Genomic DNA, 21,087 nt, shown 5'->3' with positions numbered 1-21,087 from the left:
ATAATATCAAAAAAAGTTGTTGAAGCGAAATAATTAGAAGCTTAATAAACAAAAAGGAAAATTTGTACTTATGAAGAATCATTGTATCAATGGAGGTTTTTCTACATGGTATTTAAGAGAATTAACGACGATTTTGGAAACTTCGAAATAGATGACTTTGAAAAAGAACGCAGTCGTTCTATTCACATGAGCATGGTCGAGGATTTCAATAATGAACTGGATGAGGCATATAAAAGGGAGTGTAATGAAGAATATAGAAGAATGATTCAAGAGGAATTTGAGGAAGAGCAAGAAAACTTATATATGAATGATTATAAGGAGTATTCTTTTGATTCTATTCCTGAAAATGAAAAATCTCACTATATCTTTAATAAACAGAAAAACACAGTAATTAAGCTTTCAAATGAACTAATTGAAACTTTCGACAAAATAAAGCAAGATATATTTGTTTCTGATGTAGTTGCAATGATGCTGAACTACAAAAGACTGGCTGATCCGGAAAGTATTTAGTAGCATGCACTTTCTTGGCTACCAACCTCCCTTTTCAGATGAACAACTAAATTTACTAGAAGAGTACTCTGTCCAAGCGGATACGATCTAACTAATCGAATGTGGGCGCATGTTGAATTCGGAAAAAACTTGACATAATTGACCTCAATATCCAAAAAATAAAAAGCGAGAGAACTCCTCGCTTTATTCAATCAAATATTCGTTTACTTTTATCTGGAGGAAAAGAGAAAACATCATCAAATGGTTCAAATCCTTCAGGCTCCCAATTTTCTTCGGGATAACCATTCTCTTCAAATAACTCTCTTAAATACCTTATAACCTCTTCCCATTTAGAAAACTCAATCGATTGATAAGACGCTTTCCCTTCATTGTTCCATGCAATCCATTTTTCATTGGGCAACTGAGTTGCAAACCATTCTGCATCTGTTGGTATAGTAAAAATGTAAAAAGAATGATCCATTAACTTATTCCAATTATTGAAGCCTCGACTTTGACTAAGCAGCCATTCAAAATTAAAGTCCCATTATTGGGACTTCTCATTTTCCTTTAATCTTCGGTAATTCGATATCAATCTTAATTCTTCTTGAGCCTTTCGTAAATTTTCTTCTTTACTAATATGGTATGTTAATGGTGGATTTCCTGGATAATAATTAATTTCGATCATATCATTTTCAAATTCAGGAATTGGCAGACTCCATAGTTCATACACTACCTCGACAATATCTTCGAAACTGCAAACAAATTCAAAACCACAATATCCAATACATATCCTAAACCATGTCAAAGAATTATCTGTTTCGCGATCTCGATAAAACCTAGCAGCTTTTTCAGGATAGCCAAGTACAAGACCTAGCTGATATTCAAACTCTGGTGTGCTACGATCAATATCTTCAATACTTATTAGAAAATGATCTTTCATTTGCTGATTAAAAAAGTATATATGTTGACACGTTCTGCCTAAATCCATATGAAGGATCTGAGGATGTTTATTTAACTGGTCTTGTACATCCTTAGAAAATATTTCGTCAACGATACAAATAACAGCTGGTTTATATCCTTTTAGAAAAGAAGTCAATGGATTTAGTTCCTCTTCCAAAAAACATCTCCTCCTCTTTAAATCCATCATCATTTTTATTCATAATGTAATTCATCATTTCTATTATTTCTTTTGTGTCTACTTTTAGAGTTCTTGCCAAATCTCTGATTTGACACCATCTATTATGAGACTGGATAGATTCTGAAGATTCCACTTTACCAAAAATCATGTCTAAACCTTGTTCTTCCATGATTTGAACAATCATTTTTGATTTGTACACTCTGCCTCCCAAACAAAATCTACTACTTGCCATAGTAACCTCTTATATCTCTCTTGTTTTTCCAAATAATTGAGTAAATAACGAATAAAACTTTCTGTTCGTTTATCTAAATCTATAAGATAGGAATCGTCTAAATCATAAAACAACGAGTAATCTATTTGAATTAATTGAAACATGACAGTCGATTCCTGTGGACTATTATTATACGTTTATATAGATAAATCCTTTAAAATTGGAATCTGTCGGAAACTATTTTGAGAATAATTTCTTTAACAGCTTCATATAATACAGTTCGTCCATTACGCTTCCCAACATACAACAAACAGTTCTTGCCAACACTAAACCACTTTTAATCCTGCCGATGACATAAACATCTGATGGGTTATTTTTTTAGTGTAGACTGAAGGAAACAAAGAGTAATCATCCGATTACTCTTTACATATCAATTTAATCTGGGAAAGCTTGTTTCAATTTTTCCATTCTCAATTTTTTTAATGTTTCTCTTCGTTTTTCACCGCCACAAGCTTTACACCTTCCACCTTCTCGAAAGGTTCTCAATCTGGTATAGGAGATTCTTCCACATGAACATCTATACTTAAACCGATGTAATATTCCTTTGTACTCACTCAATAGCTCACAACCTGCCTGAGCTAGTTCTTTAGCGATCTCATTATGGGAATGTCTTGAATCTTCAATCCAACATTCTTTACACCGCTTCCCAGAATCAAATTGGTTCCATGAAGCAGACCATTTGTGTCCTCTTGGACATGTCAAAGGGACTTTCGTCCTATTATTAATATAATGGTCATCCTCTATTTTATATCCTTCTGATTCTAATGCTTGCTTAAATTTTTCATACATCTCTTCCCTATGTTGTTTTCTTGGTTTATTTTTTCTAATTGCTTTTTGTACTGATACTTGTTTGTCCACTCCAGCAAGATAACATTGTTTACATCGCTTCCCTTGACGAATATTATCCCATGTCGCCCACCATTCATGACCGTTTGGACAACTCATTTGGAGTTTTGTTCGATTGTTAACATAAACATCTGACTGAACAATATACCCTTCTTCTGATAGCAATTCTTTAATTTTAATTAACTGCTTCTCGCGAAAATTGTCATCATATTTCCCTGTTTTTTTTGGCATTGCATTTCCTCTCTTCTAACTTAACTACTATAGAGGGATTAATTAGTTTTTTATAATTGTTATGAAATAGTAGTATTATCATATCAAATTAATATAACCAGTAGTTCACTAAATATAAGGATTTTAAGGCTTTAGGGGTCTAGTACAGCTTATCATTTATTTGGTTCATTTACGAATTACTACTCCATCAGGAGTCTCTACAGGTGAACCTATGATAGTATTGACATCTACCATATCCCTGAGGTTTTCCATCGCTGTTTGCATTAAGCCTTGAATAGGATGTTCGTTTGACACTTTATATCCTCCTTCATGATCAAACTACCCTTATAATGAAATCAGACTTAGCATTTCCCAATGGCTAAAGAATATTCAGATGCAAATTAGTCATGAATTTTCATATTTATGGGTACAAAAATTTAATTCGAACGATTATAATTTGTTTATCAAATACATTACAATCAAGGGAGCAATGTAACAATGAAAATAAGATTTAGTTTTACGTTTCGAGAGCATAAAGTCACACAAAACATCGAAAGTTACAATATCCCATCAAGATTAAAAATCAAATGCATCAAAGTTTACTGAAATATTACTTTCTCATTCATATCTGGTAACCCGCTGCAAGGGTAAGTTTATCAAATGGGTATATTTACTGCTTTGTACATAATTAAGTTGGAAAGCTTACTACTAACAGTTTCATGGAACTTTCTTAGTGTATAGCTAAAGGTTATATCTGCCAAACAGTCACGGGAATAAACCTTTTACAGTAAAAGAAGAACCGCTCGATCCTGGTTTAAACGTAAGCGTTTTGTTTTCGTCTTTCACTTTTAAATTCTTCAGGAGAAGAATGTTTTCGCATATTTACCTAGTAATTCAAAAAAACAAGTTCATCAGTTTTAAAAAATGCTTTTGGTCATCTTTGTAATATAATGGATGATTTTTTGATGAGAGCTGTGCTAAAACTCATTATATCTGCTTCCGTGGATTGGTGTTGATCGTACTTTCATCATAACCACGGTTTTATGATGTATTTTTCTGTTTAATTGCGAAGATTAACACAACAAACTCTAATAAAAATCTGATATTATATAGGTAAGGATGAACCATTGATTTGATGTAAGTATTTTAGACTATATATCCATTGAAACAGAAAGGAAAACATCTATGAAAACATTGACCATACTCTGTGAAGCTAATCCTAAAACTGATAAGGAACACTTCATCCAATTATATAAGGAAGCGTTTTTACCAGAATCTATTAAGATCAATGGGGTTGTGAAGATTCAATATTGTGAGGTTAATCCAGTAGAATCAGAGCTGTTCCAAGTTACTTTGGGAAATGATATTTTCTTTAGTATTACAGCTTATTTCCCAACTACTGAAGCTATCGAGGCTATGATAACTGACGAAAGGAGTAGTGAGTTGATTTCTGTATTTAACTCACTAGGGGTAAAATCTCACTGGTTTATAGGTGTTGAAGATACTGTAACCCGGTATCATTTCTAAATTAGAATAAGGGTGTGAAGAATATTTATCGACATATGGTTATTCCCACTCCAGAAATTATTAAAAAGCTTTACATTCCATTTGATTTTCAAGAATGTGAATTTGGAGTAGAAGCAGAAAAACACATGAATGATTGGGTAAGATATTTTGGTTTTTTTGATAATTTTGAAGATGAGCGGAAGTTTCAATCATATGGCTATAGTTGGTTAATGGTTTACGCCTATCCAAATGCTGGCAAGGAAGAGCAATTTATTGTTTCTGATTGGAATGCATGGCTTTTTTTACTTGATGATTTGAATGATACTTCAGAAATCGGACAAGACTATACGAAGCTTCGCCACCGCTTTGATTATTTATTGCAACTATTAATAGATCGAACCATACTATCGAGAGAAGCACAAGATCCTATCGCTGAATCAATGTGCGAACTTTGGAGTCGGATTTGTAAACATCAACCAGATATTCAATGGCAAGAACGATTTATAGATGGTATGAAGGGATATTTTGATGCTTGTGTCTGGGAATCCCGAAATCGCCAGTTTCATATTATCCCTTCCCAAGAAGATTATATACGCAATCGATATTATTCTGGTTGCGTATATCCTTCCATGGATTTAGGAGATATCACAGAAAAGATGAACGTCCCCAATGAAATCAAAAATCATCCTATTTTAAGTGAAATGACAGATTTAACTGTCATGCACATTACCCTCTGTAATGATCTCTTCTCACATGGTAAAGAGATCCTACAAGAAGAAGTTCATCACAACTTGGTTTTACAAATTGTTCAACAGAATCAAGTCACTGTTGAAGATGCTGTTAACCAAGTAATTGAACGGGTAAATAGAATGGTAGAACGGTTTTTGGTTTTAAAGCAAGAGATACCTATTCTTGGAACAAAGACGGATCAAGATGTAAATAAATATGTAGGACTTTTACAAACTTGGATTAGAGGACATGTCGACTGGGTGGGAAAAAAGTCTCAAAGATATATAATAACTCGCGGTGCTAGTTAAATTTCCTAAAAAAGTTCACATAATCATTGCACAACCACTTCATTTAGAATAAGTGATTTGCTTTGTCTGCCGTTTTTTCTCTTCCTTTCGTTACAATTCAGCCTAAATACTATGTTCGAACTTAGGAAGAGATTTTCTGTCCTCCACCCGTTATGCGGGTGGTTTTTTGTTGCGCACACTTGTCTGCATAACTGGATGAATCCATACTCAAAATCATATTACTATGAATATGCTAGCAGGTTCTTTTACATTACATATTATTCATTCTCTGTGTTGAAATGATATGCGATTTTTTATTACTTTTTTTTAATCTGAACCGCAAAAGCAAAAGAAAACGCACTGCAATTCCAAACGTAAACGAAAATTCAGCTTCAAATGATGTATTTAACATCGCCTGTTGAAAACAAGGAGTTACTTCTATTTGAGGTCTGCTATCCCATTGAATATAATGACTAATAAACCCGAGTACTGTTGTCTTTACTCCCCATATCACACCAGTTAATACACCAGCCTCTGCTGCATCTCCTGTCCCTACATTTGTCTCCCAATCCCATTTCGTACAATGGACACGACTCATAAAGCCCTTTACACTCTCTTGAAAATATCTAACTCGATGTAATAAATCTTCATAATTCTCATACCAGAGCTCAATTTTTTCTTTGTTGATGAATGTATCTTCTGCTTTTTTTTCTGTAGAGGTCTCTTTGTTACTTTCTACTTTCACACCCTTATCTATATTTTTGAAATCAAGTGTTGGAATAGATATACGATACCGAAGAAGCCCTCCCAGAGCCTTCACTTTAAGTTCCCCTTTATCTTGTTTATCTGTTCGCACGTAATAAATCTCAATTTTAATTTTAGAATAATAAACCAACAATCCTAATCCCAATACTAGTATCAGAATAAACATTACCATTTGTATCTCACACCAATTTTAAAATAAATAAAAAAAGATCCTATATCTAGGATCGGCAAAAATTGGCAGGAATATTCTTTCGTGACAAATCTATTTCTTACAAGCAAGTGGACAGTTTTTGCATTTGACATCCGATGCACTCGGCAACATAAAATATAAGCAACATTTATTGCGTACAGCACCTTCACAGAAATCTGCAAATGGATTTTCCGACAATTGAAATAAGCTGCCATCTGCTTCTTTCGTTAAATAAATAAAATTCTTATATGCCTCTGGTGTTTTAATCTTATTCAAACAGGTCCAAGCAATATAAATGTAGGTATTTTCCCATAGTAAATCCATTTTAATGCCCGTAAGTTTGGAAATAGAAGTCCATAATGGAACCAAGTGTTCAGCAAAATAATGCTGAATATAACGATCCAATTGTTTTTTGGAACAATGTTTTACCTGATATCTTAATGTACTTTCTTGGATAATAAGCTCTAACTCACTTGTCTGATAGTTGAATTCAATAAAATCCCGGTCTTTTTGAATCGAAGGAAATTCCCCACTTATTAACAATTGGTTAAGACTTAAAGAAAATAAATAAGAGCTATACCGTTTTGAAAATTGAGAAGCAGCTACAATGGTAGAAGGTGCCTTTAGGATAGAGGTTACTTCCATTAAAAATGTTTGAAGAACATCGAGTTTCCACAATTTATCTAGATGTATCGTTTTTGTTTGTTGTAAAGAGGCTAATGTCTCCATCATATCGATTCCCTTATAATTAATTGATAATGATATTTATTATCAATTGTAACGAGCAATATTCATTTCGTCAACATTTTCAAAAAAGAAAAAATTAGGCTATTTATCTGTGTATTATGTATGCTGAAAAATAAAAAAAAGACCCTTTTTCGGGTCATGGTTTTATGTATATTCATGCTGACTTTATTTTTAGATCCAGTATTTCTTTTTCTTGCTGAAGAGATCGTTTCGTTAATATATCCATCATCTCATCCTGTTTTGTTATCTTTTCCACAATTATTTCCATATTATGACCTAACTCGGAAGAAGACCCTTTAAGCATTATCATTTTTTCATCGAATGAACCGACCTTTGCATTTGTAGAACCAACAATCTGCAATAACTGTGTTATCATCTTCTCATTTCGCTCTTGGTTCTGTTTTAACTGAATGATATCTTCTTTTACTCCACAAATGGCCTCTTTCACTGCGCTTAATTCCTTCAAAATGATATCCTTATTGTTTACCATGGGAACCTCCTCGTATTCTCGCACCTGTTGTTTGATTATAGCGAAAACAAGAAACAATTTCCACTATTATTTGGTTATTTTTCCAAATTTTCGCCAGAAAACGCGTTCCCTTGACATAAATCAATTATTCTAAATTACTCTCTACTTCTGATTCTACTCCTAATCGATCATATAAATTTTTTCGATCTTCTTCCCATTCTTGCCAATGAAATATCGATTCTGGAGAAGGCAATTCATCAATTTTATTCAACCCAAAGTACTGTAAAAATTGGCGGCTTGTACCAAAGAGGATAGGTCTTCCTGGGCCTTCTGCTCTGCCAACTTGTCGAATTAACTCTTTTCTCTCCAATTGCTGAATGATACGATCGCTTTTAACGCCACGAATCTCTTCAATCTCAACACGAGTTACTGGTTGTCGATACGCGATGATAGCGAGCACTTCAATAGCTGCACGCGATAATCTTGCTCTAGTTGGGGCTTGCGCCATTTTTTGAATATAAGGTGTATGTTCTGGAAGAGTATTCATTTGGTAAGTTCCAGCGACTTGTGTCAGTTGTACCCCTCGATGGTCCAGTTTCCATTCCAATTGCATCTCATTTAACAGCAGTTGTATTTCTTGCTTTGGTAGTTCTGTAATTTGCGTTAGTTCTTTTATATTTACTCCATCTACACCAGCAGCAAAAATAATCCCTTCCAATATACTCTTCCATGCTTTTGCTTCCATCAAACATTCTCCTTTGTTTGATCTAGCCGAATACATATGTCCGAAAATAATTCTATTTGTATACAAGTTAGCGGTTTGGTTTTCATCAACTCTAAGATAGCGAGAAATGTAGTAATTAATCTTTCACGAGTAATACTATCTGCCTCTACTAATTTAGAAAACCAAAGTTCACCTTTATGTATTAACTCCTGATAAATTTGATCCATCCGATCACTTACTGATATTTCTTCTCTTGCCAATTTTGTTAAGGGCTGCTCAACCTCTTTTTGTTGTTCCAGTAAAGCGAATAATGCTTTCCATAAATCTTCAGGATCTAAACCTTGTAGTGGGTTTTGAGTAGGAGTATAAGGCGTTAAATCCATAGGCTGTCGAGAATAAACCCTATTTTGTTCAATCTCTCGCTCCTCTAGTTGATCCCCTAGTCGTTTAAATTGTTTATAGACTAATAAGCGTTCAATCAGCTCTTCCCTAGGATCTAACCATTCCTGTGTATCAGACTCTCGTTCTTCCTCTTTTAAAGTAGGAGGTAACAACATTCTACTTTTTAAAGATAATAGTGTGGCTGCCATCACCATAAACTCACTTGCGATTTCCATATTCCATGCTTTTGCATCATTCAAAACAGTAAGATATTGATCCGTAATGGTAGAAATAGACACCTCATAGATGTCTACTTCTGCTTTATCAATTAAATGTAGTAACAGATCAAAAGGACCTTCAAAAGCATCTAGTTTTATTTGTAGCGTTGTAATTTACATCACAGCCTTTATTGCCTTTTGTAAATTTGCCATCTCAATGGCATTCACTGCAATTTCATGTCCTTTATTTCCAGCTTTTGTCCCTGCACGTTCAATTGCCTGTTCGATATTATTTACTGTCAAAATCCCAAATAGAACTGGCAATTGGTACTTTGTGCTTGCAGCAGCAACCCCTTTGGCAACCTCTTTACATACATAATCATAATGAGTGGTTGCTCCACGAATTACTGTTCCAAGCGTGATCACAGCATCATAACGACCTGTTGCAGCTAGCTGTTCTGCGATCAGTGGGATTTCAAATGCACCTGGAACCCAAGCAATATCGATATGCTGTGAGTCAGCTCCATGTCGATAAAGTGCATCTTGTGCACCTGTGAGTAGTTTTTGCGTAATAAATTCATTAAAACGACTGACAACAACAGCAAACCGTAAACCTTCTGCTACTAGCTTTCCTTCTAATAAATTAGCCATATTTCTTCTACCTCTTTACGTTTTATAGATGAAGGAGATGTCCAAGTTTTTCTTTCTTGGTCTCCATATATCTTTTGTTATGTTCTCCTGTTGGAAGCTGGATAGGTACTGTTTCCACTATTTCAATACCATGTTCATCCAATCCTTTGATTTTCCTTGGATTATTGGTAATTAATTTGATTTTTGTCGCTTTCAAATCTTTAAGCATCTGCGCACATAAATCATATGTCCTTAAATCATCAGCAAATCCCAAGCGTAGATTTGCCTCTACTGTGTCATATCCTTCTTCTTGTAGTTTATAAGCCAGTAGCTTGTTAAGAAGACCAATTCCTCTTCCCTCTTGTCTCATATAGAGAACAATTCCTGAACCTGTTTCTTCAATTTGATGCAGAGCTGCATGAAGTTGTGGACCACAATCGCATCTTCTAGAACCAAATACATCACCAGTTAAACACTCTGAGTGAATCCGAACCAAAATAGGCTCATCTGGATTAATTTCGCCTTTTACAATGGCAACATGCTCTTTATTATCGACTGTATTCGAATAACCTACCATCTTAAAATCTCCATAATCGGTGGGCAGTTGAATAGAGACAACGCGTTCTACTAGTGGTTCAGCCGCACGGCGATATTGGATCAAATCTTGAATGGAGATCATTTTTAATTGATGCTTTTGAGAGAAAGTAGCGAGCTGTGGTAATCTTGCCATGCTACCATCTTCATTCAATACTTCACAGATCACTCCTGCCGGTGTACCTCCTGCCAATCTAGCTAAATCCAATGCAGCTTCTGTGTGACCTGCGCGTCCCAATACACCTTCAGGGTTAGCAATCAATGGGAAAATATGACCAGGTCTACGAAAATGAAATGCTTTCTTTGTGGGATCACACAACGCACGAATGGTGGTTGCTCGTTCTGCAGCTGAAATACCTGTTGTCACTTCATCCGCATCTACTGATACAGTAAATGCTGTTCCATGTCGCTCTGTATTTGATGTAACCATTGGTGTCAGCTCTAATTCGTCTGCTCTTTCTTTGGAAATCGAAGCACAGACCAATCCTCGTCCATGAGTCACCATAAAATTGATGATCTCAGGTGTAACTTTATCAGCAAGACATATCAGGTCTCCTTCATTTTCACGATCTTGTGCATCTACTACAATCACCATGCGTCCAGCTCGTAAATCTTCAAGTGCTTCTTCTACAGTATGAAACATCTCTCTACTCCTTCCAGATTAAAAGCCGTACTTTGCTAGTTTTTCTTTATCTAATACTTGTTCTTTTTCTTCAGTTCTTCTCCATTTAAATAAATACTTTCCAATAATATCGCATTCTATATTTACTAATTCTCCAACTTGGAGCACTTTAAATTGAGTTTGATTAAGGGAGTGGGGAATGAGAGATACAGCAAATGTATCTTGGATAACTTCTGTTAAGGTTAGACTTACCCCATTAATGGCAATAGAACCAGTTTCAACTAATAGTGCAGCAACTTCTGGAGTGGATTGGAATTGAAAATATGTAGCACTTCCATTATCTAACCGTTCCAGTACCGTTGCCACTCCATCTACATGGCCCTGCACAATATGTCCTCCTAATCGATCTGAAGCCTTCATTGCACGTTCTAAATTCACTACAGTAGATGAACGATAGTTTGCCAAGCCACTTTTCCGAACTGTTTCCGCCATTATATCTGCAACAAAAAATCCTTGTCCCATCTCTGTTACAGTCAGACAAACACCGTTCACAGCAATACTGTCTCCTATGTTGGTGTTTTCTAGGACTCTAGAGCAAGAAATAGTTAACTCCATTCCGTCCCCACTCTGCAAAATCTGTACAACACGACCAACTTCCTCAATAAGTCCTGTAAAAATAATGCTTTCCTCCTTAAGCAGTGGGGTAACCGATGATGCATAAATCCTCGCCATACTGCTTCCAAGATACTTGGTGGAGTGGTATTGCCTCTGCCATTTTATCTGGTCCCTCTCCTCCTATAGAGCTAGGACTTTTTACACCTCCCAACAATTTCGGAGCAAGAAAAGTAATAAATTTATTTACATGATTCCCTCTTAACATGGCAGCATTTACTTCACTTCCACCCTCTACCAACAAGGATAGTATTCCTTTACTTCCAAGTATCTTTAACATCTGTTCTATACTTACTCTTGAATCAGAACCAGTTGAAAATACTTGAACACCAGCTTCTTGAAAAGCAGCCTCTTTAAAAGGATCTTTGGCATCCGTCGTAAAAATCCAGGTAGGAGCTTTCGTCGTGTTTAATATTTTTGCCGTAAGTGGTATTCGTAAAGTGCTGTCTAAAATAATGCGAACTGGATGGATACCATTTCCTTCCGGCAGTCGAGTCGTCAGCTCTGGATCATCTGCGATTACTGTGTTTGCCCCCACTAAAATTGCGTCTTGCTCGTGGCGAAGTTGATGTACAATTGCTCTCGATTCTACACCAGTAATCCATCTACTATCACCGTTTTTGGTAGCAATTTTTCCATCTAACGTCGTTGCCGTCTTTAGTGTAACAAAAGGTTTTCCTGTTTTTCTATGATGAAAATAAGCTTCATTCAACTGTAAACATTCTTGTTTGTTAACTCCTTCTAAAACTTCAATTCCTGCTTCTTTTAATCTAGCAATTCCTTTTCCTGCCACTAATGAATCTGGATCACCAGAACCTATGACTACACGTTTTACACCACATTCAATAATCTTCTCCGTACAGGGCGGTGTACGTCCAAAGTGATTGCAAGGCTCAAGGGTTACGTATATCGTACTTCCTTTCGCTTCATCTGCCGCCATATGTAGTGCATGTACTTCTGCATGTGGAGTTCCTGCTTTTAGATGGGCACCTGTTCCAAGTAAACGGTTATCTTTTACTACAACTGCACCTACCATAGGATTTGGTGAAGTTTGTCCAGTCGTTGCTTTTGCTAATTGAATAGCCAAATTCATCCAGTGTTCATGAATTCCCACCTGATACCTCCTAATTTACGACTTATACAAAAAAACGACCAAACTAGTGTTTTGGTCGAGGTTTAACTTGCATGCCGAATGAACCTTTATGTTTGTTCAAACAAAAAAGGTTCGTTCTATCCCTCTCCCATCCAGACTATACTGTCGGCTTTGGATTTTCACCAAATCCACCGCAGAATACGAAACGATTCTGCGGGTCACGGGCTTAGGCCTCATGGCACCTCACCGCCGGTTGGGAATTTCACCCTACCCCGAAGGACACTATATATATCTTATATTCGAAATTATTGACATCGTAACACAAACATATCGTACTAATCAATAGTTAGTCGCTAACCCCAATTTTTCGATGTCGCCATATACAATAGGACTGTGAAAAATAGAGAAATAATGGTAGTATGCAGCAACGCTGCAAGTAATTGTCCACCACTTAAAACCACAATAATACCTGATACTGCTTGTAGTGTTATCAAAATAAAGCCTAACGAAGCTGTCTTCTTGAGTTGTATTCTATCTTGGTATTTTACCAAAATGACAAAAAGTAATACCAACATCAAAATCCACAATGAAAATGCTGCATACCGATGGAGTACTTGAATACCAGCTGGTGTAGAAAGACTGGGCAACAACTGAGGTCCACATAAAGGAACATTGTACCCGCAAGCCATTGTAGCATCTGCATGACGCACTAGAGCACCAGAATATACGACGATATACGTATAGATGACATACAGCCAAAGAAATATGCTGAACTTCTTCCCTACAGGAAAACGAGTAGGTTGATTCTCTTTCATCAGTCGAGTTAGTTCAATATTGAGCAATACAACACTAGCAAAAGAAACCAAAGAAAACCCAAAATGAAGTGCTAGAGCTGCATTTCTTTCGAATTCTCCTTGAAAAACAACGGTAAGTGCTCCAAGAGCTCCTTGCAACACTACAAAAAACAAACTATAAAATGCTAACCAACGAATTCTTTTCTCTTTCCAGAAGGAAATCCAGCACCAGATTGTAAGAAATAAAATAAGGAAACCAACCCCTCCAGAAACAATCCGATGACTATATTCGATGACAGTAGCAACAGATACATTACTTGGTATGAGTTGTCCTTGGCAAACCGGCCAACTATTTCCACAGCCTTGTCCAGATTCGGTAATGGTAACGATGGAACCATGGATGAGCATAAGATAAGCCCCAAATACTGTTAGCCAAGTGAGAACACGTAAATATCGATATTGTTTATGCACGTGAATAGACCCTCCCTATCCAATTACACATTGTAACACAGATAAGACCTATTCTTAGAATAGACATAAAAATGTCAAAATCACAGAAAGGTAAATATTCATAAAAAAAGCACTCCGATTGAGTGCTTAAATTTTAGGTGGCGGGAATATTCATACAGGCTTCACGGTTTGTTTTAAAAGTCTTGACGGAATTTTGTCTTTTTTGACAATATCTTCATATGTTTCGCGTTCCACGATGACTTCAGCTCGACCATTTTGCACTAATACAACAGCCGGTTTAGGCAGACGATTGTAATTGCTAGCCATGGAATAATTATAGGCACCAGTGCAACTAACAGCTAATATATCTCCTTTTTTTACAGGTGGAAGATGAACATCCCAAATCAACATATCCCCAGATTCACAGCACTTTCCAGCTATGGAAACCAATTCAGTTGCTTCTTCATTTGCTCGATTGGCCAGCATTGCTTCATATTTTGCATTGTATAGTGCCGGTCTTGGATTGTCAGCTATTCCACCGTCTACTGCTACATACTTACGAATACCTGGAATCTCTTTCATCGTTCCGACAGTATAGAGTGTTGTGCCTGATTCTCCAATGATCCATCTACCTGGCTCTAACCAGATTTCAGGGTACCTTTCTGGAAATGCTTTTTCGATAATAGCTGTTATTCCTTGAATTATTTCTTCGATCGACCTTGGCGTATCTTGTTCTGTATAACGAATCCCAAAACCACCACCAATATTTAGTACTGCAGGAAAGAAAGCATACTCTCTATGACAGTCATGGATTAGCTCTACTAAACGATTGATAGCAACTGCAAAAGCATCTGCGTCAAAAATTTGTGAACCTATATGTGAGTGAAATCCTTTTAATAATAAGGATGAACTTCCTAATACGTATCGTACAGCTTGATCTGCTTGCCCACTTGATAAATCAAATCCAAATTTTGAATCTTCTTGTCCAGTTTGCACAAAATTGTGTGTATGTGCTTCTACTCCAGGAGTGATCCGAAACAAAATCGGAACAATTTTTCCCATTTCACTTGCTAAATCCTCTAACATGGTCAATTCAACCATATTATCCACTACGATATACTTTACTCCGTGATTTATCGCTTCTCTCAATTCCTCTATAGACTTATTATTTCCATGAAAATAAATACGATCTGCTGGAAACTCTGCTTGAATTGCTGTATACAATTCCCCTCCAGATACAACATCTAATAAATAACCTTCTTCTTCTACTATTCGACACATAGCAAGCGTATTAAAGGCTTTACTTGCATACGCAACACGATAAGGAATGGATGTCTGTTCACAAGCTGATTTTAGCCGTCTCATTTGATTACGAATATTCGTTTCATCCATCACATACAGCGGAGAACCAAACTGTTTCACTAGTTGTGTTGTATCGCATGATCCGATTTCTAGATTGCCATCATGATTGATTTTTGCAGTCCCATGTAAATACATTTCGCCTTATTCCCCTTTGTGCCAATAATACTCTACTATACGCTAGTCTGTTAGAGGATAAAAGCATTATTTTCACTCATTTTGATAATGAATATTTAAGATGAGCTGTATGGCTTTGGTTGTTATGGGGGAACCGATGGACATAGTATCTCGATGGTGCATCTTACCGATATCTCCTATACCAATAATAACGGGAATAAATAACTGATTTAATATTTCTACCGTGTCTCCATATATTCTTGCTGTGCGTTGTTGTTGAAGATAACCAAATTTATTCACACCTGTACTTACTACATTTCCATAACAATCCAATGACATATGTACGGGTGTTCCTCGACTTCTCATACAATTAGATGCAACTACAATCGCTCCTAGCACCTCTATATCTGGATGAGTCGCAACATTATACATACTGTTCTCTCCAGCACCAATCTTGCTCGATCCGCAATCATCAAACATCACAAGCACTGGATCATAAGGTGTTTGCTGGATAAAAGAGACCAATTCATCTCCAGTAAGCGGTGAAGGATTTCCAGCAGATAAGGAGATACACCGTCCTCCAATGTTTCTTGCTGCCTGCTCCAAACTATCTTTTGCTATTTGATCTCCATCGGTGACTAATATCACTTGTCGCTTAGCCATGATTTATCCTTTTGGTTTAAAAATAAACGCAGTTAAAAGACCAAAGATGATTGCGGCTGATATTCCGGCGCTTGTAATTTGAAAAATACCCGAAAGCACTCCGATTAAACCTTCTTCCTCTACTGCTTGCAAGGCTCCATGTACCAAAGAATTACCAAAGTTTACAATCGGAACAGTAGCCCCAGCACCAGCAAAGGAAATTAACGGGTCATAGAGTCCTATCCCATCCAGAACTGCTCCTGCAACTACTAAAATACTCAAAACATGTGCAGGGGTAAGTGGAGTTAAATCCATCATTAATTGTCCAATAACACAAATGAGTCCTCCGACAATAAAAGCACTAAGAAATGATCCCAATGACAAACCCCACCTTATCATGTGATATATGAAAGGTAGTATGTCCAAAAGCTTAGTCAAGATACAATTGGGGGTTTAGTATAAATAACTACAACTTCCTAATACTATATTTAATTCATTTTGAAGTTTAAACGAGGTCTTATGATGGAAACAAATCCAAATAACACACAGGACAACAAACAAAACAGCAATCCTATCTCCAGTGACATCATGGTGAATATAGATTACATTTCCAATAGATTCTCTCATAGCCCTGATTTAATGATTCGTTCATTCCAAACAAAAGGCGGAGAAAATGTTGCGTTATTATTTTTTAGTTGTCTTATCGATAAAGTTTCCATAAATGAAAATATATTACGACCCTTAATGTTCCATTTGGACAATATCAGCGATATATTTCAACCTGAAATACCACTTCCCGTTGGGAGTGTTCAAAAGTTAAGTTCTTGGGTTGACATTGAAAAAGCTATGTTCCGAGGAGAGTCAGTCCTCTTTATCGATAGCATCTCCCATGCACTGGCATTTTGCACTCAAGGATGGCCACAACGTGCTATTACAGAACCACAAATAGAATCCTCTCTAAAAGGCGGACATCAAGGATTTGTAGAATCGCTAGAAATAAATCTTGCGTTAGTTCGAAGATACATAACAGATGATAACTTAGTGGTGAAAGAACATTCCGTAGGAAAACGTGCTCCTGCCAAAGTGTTCATCCTATATATAGAAGACGTAGTTAATCCAGATTATGTACAAGAGGTGACAAATCGCATTCAAAATATAAAAAAAGATGCGGTATTAGATTTAGGTGAGCTAGAAGAAATGATCGAAGATGTACCACTTACTGTCTTCCCTCAATTTTTGATTTCAGAACGACCAGATAATATTGCTTCCAATCTCTTACAAGGGCGAGTAGCAGTTCTAATGGATCACTCCCCTAACGCTATCGTTGCCCCTATGACATTGGCTGCATTCTTTCAAAGTCAAGACGACTACAGCTCTCGATGGATAGTCGCTTCTTTTATACGATTGTTGCGATTGGGTGCATTTTTTTTAGCCATCATATTGCCAGCCCTGTACATTGCCGTTATTTCTTTTCACTATGAAGTAATCCCCCTGGATTTAATGTTATCAATAGGTGAATCTCGTTCTAAAGTCCCATTCCCACCGATATTAGAAGCGATTTTAATGGAAATCGCGATTGAAATGCTCCGCGAAGCAGGATTACGTCTACCAAGTCCAATCGGGCAGACAGTAGGGGTTGTTGGAGGGATTGTAATTGGAGAAGCTGCAGTCCAAGCAGGGATTGTGAGCAATATCATGGTCATTGTTGTATCCGTTACTGCAATCGCTGGATTTATTATCCCAAACTATGACATGTCAAGCGCTGTCCGATTAATCCGTTTTCCCATTATGTTCATATCTGCTCTATTTGGAATCGTCGGATTATCAGTAGGATTAATGGTACTATTCGCTCATCTCATTGCACTCAAATCACTTGGTGTTCCTTTTGGAAGTCCCATTTCACCCATTCATTTAAGGGATTGGAAAGATGTTTTTGTACGCGTTCCGCTAAAGTGGATGAAACAAAGACCTTTCTCCGTTAACCCACAGCAATCTAGACGTCTTGGAGAGGAAAAAGAATAACATGCAAAAGAAAACTCCATTATCTTTTGGTCAATATATTTTCGTTATCTATAAAACACAGATTGGAGTAGGTGTGTTAACTCTTCCTCACGATCTGTTTCTCTCTAGTGGAATGGATGGATGGATTGCGGTTATCTTTGGGTGGATCATTAGCATCATTATCGGATTCCTTATTATTAACACCTTGGAAAAACACCCGAATGAAACGCTTTATGATTTACTTCCAAAGTATTTTGGTAAATGGCTCGGAAAAGGGATGCTTTTTTGCTGGATAATGTACACGCTGTATGCTGCAAGTTATGTGTTTATGTACACCATTTATCTCATTAAAGTCTGGGTTTTGCCCAATACTGATCCGATCCTACTTGGGTTACTTTTTATTGTTCCGATCTTAACCGTACGTGGTCTACCAATGATCAATCGATATGCAGAATTCACTTTTCTTATTACGATATGGATGTATCCCGTCATCTTAATTACAGCCCGTTATGGATTGTGGTTTAACTTACTTCCTATCATAAAAGATGGTTGGATGCCTATTTTTAAGTCTACTCCTACAACAGCACTTTCCTTTTTGGGCTTTGAACTCATCTATCTTATATATCCCCATCTGAAAAATAAAAAACAAGCCTATAAAGGCATGTTTATAGCGAATACCATGACAGCTATTGTGTTATTACTCGTCACCATTTTAAGTTATGTACGCTTAAGTGAAGCAGAACTTTCTTATGCTATCTGGCCAACATTAGACCTTATCAAATTAATTCGTTTTCCTTTTTTAGAACGCTTGGAAATTGTCTTCATTTCCGCTTATATCATTATCTTATTAATGACGATTATCCCATACCTTTACATGGCTTTATCTGGAACTTCTCAACTCTTCCAGCGATCTTCATTAAAAAAAACATCTCTTATAGCCGTATTATTACTTTGGATTATCATTCTTTATTTTCCGATTATCGGATTTCAACCTATCATCTACTTTAAAAAATGGTTCGCTAATTTAGGTATGATTTTTGTCTTCGCATTTCCTGTCCTGCTTTGGCTATATAGCAAAGTATTTTTGGCTTTACGAAAGGGGCAGATAAAAGGATGAAAATCAAATGGATTACAGCCATCTTTTTTAGTTTGTGCTTGCTCATAAGTGGTTGTGGCGATCAGATGTATCTAGAAAGATCGGATATTATCCTTTTACTTGGTATTGATTTGAATGATAAAAATGAACTGATATTTTATGCAGATACTCCTGTTTTCAGTACGGATGCCAAAAAGAAAGATCGTCAGATGAAGGTAAAAGCAAAAAGTTTACGTGAAGCTAGGTATCAGTTTGATTCCTTGAGTCCAGGAGAAATCGTCAAAGGAAAAATTCAGACTATCTTACTTGGAAAAAAGCTTTTACAAAACAAAGCAGTTTTACCTTTCATAGATGTTATATTACGTGATCCGAAAGATGATCTAAATAGCAAAGTTGTTATGGTAGATGGGTCTATAGATGATATTTTTAACGCAAATATGAGTGATAAAGGCCGTCTTGCTGTTGTGATAAGAAATATGGTAGACACCTCTTTTAGTAGTGGGGTAATTGCCAATCCAAATTTACAACAGTACGTTGCCCAGCAGTTAGATACAAGATTTACACCCATGATACCTGCGATAAAAGTAATCAAGAACGAGCCCAAAATTACAGGTATGGCATTACTATCTCATAAAGGTTTTTATGTAATGACATTGAATTTGTCTGATAGCCCATTAGTATTAAGTATACAAAAATTCTTTACCGAAAGAATTCCCTTGAATATACAGATTACATCTGACAAAATTCATGCAAAAAAAGAACTTAAACTTATCAGTATACAGATTAAAGAAATCAGACGAAAAGTAAACACAAAATTTGTGAATGGACATTTTGAATTTGATGTTCAGTTAACGTTGTATGCAGACCTGATAGAAAGAATGTTCTTTTTAGATGCAGAAAAACATGCTGCACTTCTAAAAAAAGTCATTGAGGAACAGTTGGATAAAGAATACAACAACCTGGTACAAAAAATACAAAAAAAGAAGATTGATCCTATTGGTTTTGGTGTTTATGCAAAAGCAATGCAATATGATCAATGGAAAAAAATCAAAGGTGACTGGTTTAACGAAAACGCCAAAGCAAAAATAAAAATCCGGACAAAATTAATCTTAATTAACACAGGTGTCAGCCATTAAAATAGGGTGGAACAAGCGTACAATCTGGTATATCTGCTTGATTTGGAACATAACAAGATAATTTCTTTAAGAAGTAACACGTTTCTGGAAGATGGTGCTCCAAAAACCGGTAAGTCAATCTATTTAACAATTGATTATCTTTATATTCCTGCAAAATACGGATGACCAATTGGTTGAACTCGTTTACAGCTACGATTACTTGATGGACAAATTTCTCCTGTTGGGGTACGTCCTCATGTGTAAAGTGTTCCATTTGTGCTAATACTCGATTGTGAAATAAATAGGATAAAAATTGTCTAGCTAACACTTGTGATTTGGCAATGATCTCCCCTTCCAGTGGATCTAGTCCGTTAGCTACTAGCTCTGCATGTCCCGCTTGATCTTCCAGCCACAAATCAAGTAGTTGAACAAGAGACAAGGGAGGAGCTTCTTTGCCACATGACAAATAACCTAAAATTCGAAGGTACTCCTGATTTTCCAATAAAGTTCCAGTTAAAAAAGAAGGAGTTAAATTAAGGTTTACCTTATTTCTTAATCTTAAATATTGCAAATTAGACTCTAAAGTAAAATACCCATATGCTACAGGATGAACTTCTCTGGCAAAATGAATCAATTCCGGTGAAGAAATTTCTAGATAAGGATCAATTTGTGTTAGCCTTTTTCTCAAATATCTAAATTGATCAATGTACTGATTTGCAGTCCTTACGTACTCTTTTTCTGTTGGGGATAAATAATCTCTAACAAAATGAGCGTGATCATCTAATATTTTTAACCAGAATTGATGCTCTTCCCACGGAGAAATATAACACTTATCCATCTATTTTTCCCCCTCTTCTTATTCGTATCATTTTATTAGATGGGTTATGGCTTTATCCCCTTTTATTGAAAAAAGAAGACCTTACAGGGGTCTT

General features: G+C 36.2%; 25 protein-coding genes, 1 pseudogene and 1 riboswitch. Of the genes and pseudogenes, 6 read left to right on the top strand and 20 right to left on the bottom strand.

Annotation, left to right across the window (positions count from 1 at the left end; genetic code table 11):
• The first annotated feature begins 105 nt into the window (after positions 1 to 105).
• The gene (locus AC5WOF_RS09755; RefSeq protein WP_496049767.1) at positions 106 to 510 is read left to right on the top strand and encodes a hypothetical protein; all 405 of its coding nucleotides are present in this window, start codon (positions 106 to 108) and stop codon (positions 508 to 510) included.
• Between the two features lie 187 nt (positions 511 to 697).
• Here the strand turns inward: AC5WOF_RS09755 and AC5WOF_RS09750 are convergent, their stop codons facing one another.
• The 6 genes and pseudogenes from AC5WOF_RS09750 to AC5WOF_RS09725 all read right to left on the bottom strand — a co-directional run.
• Entirely contained in the window at positions 698 to 970 is a 273-nt protein-coding gene (locus tag AC5WOF_RS09750; RefSeq protein WP_496049766.1) for a hypothetical protein, read from the bottom strand.
• Between the two features lie 63 nt (positions 971 to 1,033).
• Positions 1,034 to 1,606 carry a hypothetical protein gene (locus AC5WOF_RS09745; RefSeq protein ID WP_496049765.1) on the bottom strand — a complete coding sequence of 191 codons (573 nt, stop codon included), beginning with the start codon at positions 1,604 to 1,606 and terminating at the stop codon, positions 1,034 to 1,036.
• Positions 1,560 to 1,826 carry a hypothetical protein gene (locus AC5WOF_RS09740; protein WP_496049764.1) on the bottom strand — a complete coding sequence of 89 codons (267 nt, stop codon included), beginning with the start codon at positions 1,824 to 1,826 and terminating at the stop codon, positions 1,560 to 1,562. Before AC5WOF_RS09740 ends, AC5WOF_RS09745 begins: the two co-directional genes overlap by 47 nt.
• The gene (locus AC5WOF_RS09735) at positions 1,808 to 2,002 is read right to left on the bottom strand and encodes a hypothetical protein (protein WP_496049763.1); all 195 of its coding nucleotides are present in this window, start codon (positions 2,000 to 2,002) and stop codon (positions 1,808 to 1,810) included. The genes AC5WOF_RS09740 and AC5WOF_RS09735 overlap by 19 nt, the downstream gene beginning before the upstream one ends.
• Before the next feature lie 271 nt (positions 2,003 to 2,273).
• Entirely contained in the window at positions 2,274 to 2,975 is a 702-nt protein-coding gene (locus tag AC5WOF_RS09730) for a hypothetical protein (RefSeq protein WP_496049762.1), read from the bottom strand.
• 174 nt (positions 2,976 to 3,149) lie between these two features.
• Positions 3,150 to 3,239 (bottom strand): annotated as a pseudogene (locus tag AC5WOF_RS09725) (sporulation protein YtfJ); the annotation flags it as partial.
• A 900-nt stretch (positions 3,240 to 4,139) separates the two neighbouring features.
• On the opposite strand from AC5WOF_RS09725, the gene AC5WOF_RS09720 reads away from it, so the two are divergent.
• Both AC5WOF_RS09720 and AC5WOF_RS09715 read left to right on the top strand, forming a co-directional pair.
• Entirely contained in the window at positions 4,140 to 4,481 is a 342-nt protein-coding gene (locus AC5WOF_RS09720) for a hypothetical protein (protein ID WP_496049761.1), read from the top strand.
• A 14-nt stretch (positions 4,482 to 4,495) separates the two neighbouring features.
• Complete coding sequence (locus tag AC5WOF_RS09715) at positions 4,496 to 5,497, top strand: terpene synthase family protein (protein WP_496049760.1); 1,002 nt, start codon at positions 4,496 to 4,498, stop codon at positions 5,495 to 5,497.
• Positions 5,498 to 5,747: 250 nt separating this feature from the next.
• On the opposite strand, the gene AC5WOF_RS09710 is transcribed toward AC5WOF_RS09715, so the two are convergent.
• The 13 genes from AC5WOF_RS09710 to spoVAE form a co-directional block, all read right to left on the bottom strand.
• Complete coding sequence (locus AC5WOF_RS09710; protein ID WP_496049759.1) at positions 5,748 to 6,413, bottom strand: DUF2953 domain-containing protein; 666 nt, start codon at positions 6,411 to 6,413, stop codon at positions 5,748 to 5,750.
• Positions 6,414 to 6,503: 90 nt separating this feature from the next.
• The gene (locus tag AC5WOF_RS09705) at positions 6,504 to 7,163 is read right to left on the bottom strand and encodes a hypothetical protein (RefSeq protein ID WP_496049758.1); all 660 of its coding nucleotides are present in this window, start codon (positions 7,161 to 7,163) and stop codon (positions 6,504 to 6,506) included.
• Positions 7,164 to 7,332: 169 nt separating this feature from the next.
• Positions 7,333 to 7,668 carry a hypothetical protein gene (locus tag AC5WOF_RS09700; RefSeq protein ID WP_496049757.1) on the bottom strand — a complete coding sequence of 112 codons (336 nt, stop codon included), beginning with the start codon at positions 7,666 to 7,668 and terminating at the stop codon, positions 7,333 to 7,335.
• A gap of 124 nt (positions 7,669 to 7,792) precedes the next feature.
• Entirely contained in the window at positions 7,793 to 8,392 is a 600-nt protein-coding gene (gene scpB, locus AC5WOF_RS09695; protein WP_496049756.1) for an SMC-Scp complex subunit ScpB, read from the bottom strand.
• Entirely contained in the window at positions 8,392 to 9,081 is a 690-nt protein-coding gene (locus AC5WOF_RS09690) for a segregation and condensation protein A (protein WP_496049962.1), read from the bottom strand. Before AC5WOF_RS09690 ends, scpB begins: the two co-directional genes overlap by 1 nt.
• A gap of 63 nt (positions 9,082 to 9,144) precedes the next feature.
• Positions 9,145 to 9,621, bottom strand: a complete 477-nt coding sequence (ribH, locus tag AC5WOF_RS09685; protein ID WP_496049755.1) for a 6,7-dimethyl-8-ribityllumazine synthase — start codon at positions 9,619 to 9,621, stop codon at positions 9,145 to 9,147.
• A gap of 22 nt (positions 9,622 to 9,643) precedes the next feature.
• Entirely contained in the window at positions 9,644 to 10,837 is a 1,194-nt protein-coding gene (locus tag AC5WOF_RS09680; protein WP_496049754.1) for a bifunctional 3,4-dihydroxy-2-butanone-4-phosphate synthase/GTP cyclohydrolase II, read from the bottom strand.
• An 18-nt stretch (positions 10,838 to 10,855) separates the two neighbouring features.
• A complete protein-coding gene (locus AC5WOF_RS09675) occupies positions 10,856 to 11,548 on the bottom strand; it encodes a riboflavin synthase (RefSeq protein ID WP_496049753.1) in 693 nt (230 codons plus the stop codon).
• The gene (gene ribD / locus AC5WOF_RS09670) at positions 11,508 to 12,581 is read right to left on the bottom strand and encodes a bifunctional diaminohydroxyphosphoribosylaminopyrimidine deaminase/5-amino-6-(5-phosphoribosylamino)uracil reductase RibD (RefSeq protein ID WP_496049961.1); all 1,074 of its coding nucleotides are present in this window, start codon (positions 12,579 to 12,581) and stop codon (positions 11,508 to 11,510) included. Before ribD ends, AC5WOF_RS09675 begins: the two co-directional genes overlap by 41 nt.
• 136 nt (positions 12,582 to 12,717) lie before the next feature.
• Positions 12,718 to 12,865, bottom strand: a riboswitch (FMN riboswitch).
• 69 nt (positions 12,866 to 12,934) lie between these two features.
• Complete coding sequence (locus tag AC5WOF_RS09665; RefSeq protein WP_496049752.1) at positions 12,935 to 13,846, bottom strand: COX15/CtaA family protein; 912 nt, start codon at positions 13,844 to 13,846, stop codon at positions 12,935 to 12,937.
• A 150-nt stretch (positions 13,847 to 13,996) separates the two neighbouring features.
• Complete coding sequence (lysA, locus tag AC5WOF_RS09660; RefSeq protein WP_496049751.1) at positions 13,997 to 15,322, bottom strand: diaminopimelate decarboxylase; 1,326 nt, start codon at positions 15,320 to 15,322, stop codon at positions 13,997 to 13,999.
• 72 nt (positions 15,323 to 15,394) lie between these two features.
• Complete coding sequence (gene spoVAEA, locus AC5WOF_RS09655; protein WP_496049750.1) at positions 15,395 to 15,964, bottom strand: stage V sporulation protein SpoVABEA; 570 nt, start codon at positions 15,962 to 15,964, stop codon at positions 15,395 to 15,397.
• Between the two features lie 3 nt (positions 15,965 to 15,967).
• Entirely contained in the window at positions 15,968 to 16,342 is a 375-nt protein-coding gene (spoVAE, locus tag AC5WOF_RS09650; RefSeq protein WP_496049749.1) for a stage V sporulation protein AE, read from the bottom strand.
• A 123-nt stretch (positions 16,343 to 16,465) separates the two neighbouring features.
• On the opposite strand from spoVAE, the gene AC5WOF_RS09645 reads away from it, so the two are divergent.
• Genes AC5WOF_RS09645 through AC5WOF_RS09635 form a run of 3 tightly spaced genes read left to right on the top strand, consistent with a single transcriptional unit; the run spans position 16,466 to position 20,176 of the window.
• A complete protein-coding gene (locus AC5WOF_RS09645; RefSeq protein WP_496049748.1) occupies positions 16,466 to 17,965 on the top strand; it encodes a spore germination protein in 1,500 nt (499 codons plus the stop codon).
• A 1-nt stretch (position 17,966) separates the two neighbouring features.
• The gene (locus AC5WOF_RS09640; RefSeq protein ID WP_496049747.1) at positions 17,967 to 19,061 is read left to right on the top strand and encodes a GerAB/ArcD/ProY family transporter; all 1,095 of its coding nucleotides are present in this window, start codon (positions 17,967 to 17,969) and stop codon (positions 19,059 to 19,061) included.
• Positions 19,058 to 20,176 carry a Ger(x)C family spore germination protein gene (locus tag AC5WOF_RS09635; RefSeq protein ID WP_496049746.1) on the top strand — a complete coding sequence of 373 codons (1,119 nt, stop codon included), beginning with the start codon at positions 19,058 to 19,060 and terminating at the stop codon, positions 20,174 to 20,176. The genes AC5WOF_RS09640 and AC5WOF_RS09635 overlap by 4 nt, the downstream gene beginning before the upstream one ends.
• Here AC5WOF_RS09635 and AC5WOF_RS09630 read toward each other — a convergent pair.
• Positions 20,166 to 20,993 carry a DUF2935 domain-containing protein gene (locus tag AC5WOF_RS09630; protein WP_496049745.1) on the bottom strand — a complete coding sequence of 276 codons (828 nt, stop codon included), beginning with the start codon at positions 20,991 to 20,993 and terminating at the stop codon, positions 20,166 to 20,168. The two genes, AC5WOF_RS09635 and AC5WOF_RS09630, sit on opposite strands and share 11 nt — an antisense overlap.
• Between the last annotated feature and the right edge of the window lie 94 nt (positions 20,994 to 21,087).

It is taken from the genome of Shimazuella sp. NTD250, from assembly GCF_059510375.1.
This window is presented reverse-complemented; position numbering and strand designations above follow the sequence as displayed.

Excerpts from the sequence above, each read along its gene's own strand:
- AC5WOF_RS09755 (WP_496049767.1), top strand. The coding sequence starts at position 106 with ATGGTATTTAAGAGAATTAACGACGATTTTGGAAACTTCGAAATAGAT.
- AC5WOF_RS09750 (WP_496049766.1), bottom strand. The coding sequence starts at position 970 with ATGGATCATTCTTTTTACATTTTTACTATACCAACAGATGCAGAATGG.
- AC5WOF_RS09735 (WP_496049763.1), bottom strand. The coding sequence starts at position 2,002 with ATGTTTCAATTAATTCAAATAGATTACTCGTTGTTTTATGATTTAGAC.
- AC5WOF_RS09730 (WP_496049762.1), bottom strand. The coding sequence starts at position 2,975 with ATGCCAAAAAAAACAGGGAAATATGATGACAATTTTCGCGAGAAGCAG.
- AC5WOF_RS09720 (WP_496049761.1), top strand. The coding sequence starts at position 4,140 with ATGAAAACATTGACCATACTCTGTGAAGCTAATCCTAAAACTGATAAG.
- AC5WOF_RS09710 (WP_496049759.1), bottom strand. The coding sequence starts at position 6,413 with ATGGTAATGTTTATTCTGATACTAGTATTGGGATTAGGATTGTTGGTT.
- AC5WOF_RS09705 (WP_496049758.1), bottom strand. The coding sequence starts at position 7,163 with ATGATGGAGACATTAGCCTCTTTACAACAAACAAAAACGATACATCTA.
- AC5WOF_RS09700 (WP_496049757.1), bottom strand. The coding sequence starts at position 7,668 with ATGGTAAACAATAAGGATATCATTTTGAAGGAATTAAGCGCAGTGAAA.
- scpB (WP_496049756.1), bottom strand. The coding sequence starts at position 8,392 with ATGGAAGCAAAAGCATGGAAGAGTATATTGGAAGGGATTATTTTTGCT.
- ribH (WP_496049755.1), bottom strand. The coding sequence starts at position 9,621 with ATGGCTAATTTATTAGAAGGAAAGCTAGTAGCAGAAGGTTTACGGTTT.
- AC5WOF_RS09680 (WP_496049754.1), bottom strand. The coding sequence starts at position 10,837 with ATGTTTCATACTGTAGAAGAAGCACTTGAAGATTTACGAGCTGGACGC.
- AC5WOF_RS09675 (WP_496049753.1), bottom strand. The coding sequence starts at position 11,548 with ATGGCGAGGATTTATGCATCATCGGTTACCCCACTGCTTAAGGAGGAA.
- ribD (WP_496049961.1), bottom strand. The coding sequence starts at position 12,581 with ATGAATTTGGCTATTCAATTAGCAAAAGCAACGACTGGACAAACTTCA.
- lysA (WP_496049751.1), bottom strand. The coding sequence starts at position 15,322 with ATGTATTTACATGGGACTGCAAAAATCAATCATGATGGCAATCTAGAA.
- spoVAEA (WP_496049750.1), bottom strand. The coding sequence starts at position 15,964 with ATGGCTAAGCGACAAGTGATATTAGTCACCGATGGAGATCAAATAGCA.
- spoVAE (WP_496049749.1), bottom strand. The coding sequence starts at position 16,342 with ATGATAAGGTGGGGTTTGTCATTGGGATCATTTCTTAGTGCTTTTATT.
- AC5WOF_RS09645 (WP_496049748.1), top strand. The coding sequence starts at position 16,466 with ATGGAAACAAATCCAAATAACACACAGGACAACAAACAAAACAGCAAT.
- AC5WOF_RS09640 (WP_496049747.1), top strand. The coding sequence starts at position 17,967 with ATGCAAAAGAAAACTCCATTATCTTTTGGTCAATATATTTTCGTTATC.
- AC5WOF_RS09635 (WP_496049746.1), top strand. The coding sequence starts at position 19,058 with ATGAAAATCAAATGGATTACAGCCATCTTTTTTAGTTTGTGCTTGCTC.
- AC5WOF_RS09630 (WP_496049745.1), bottom strand. The coding sequence starts at position 20,993 with ATGGATAAGTGTTATATTTCTCCGTGGGAAGAGCATCAATTCTGGTTA.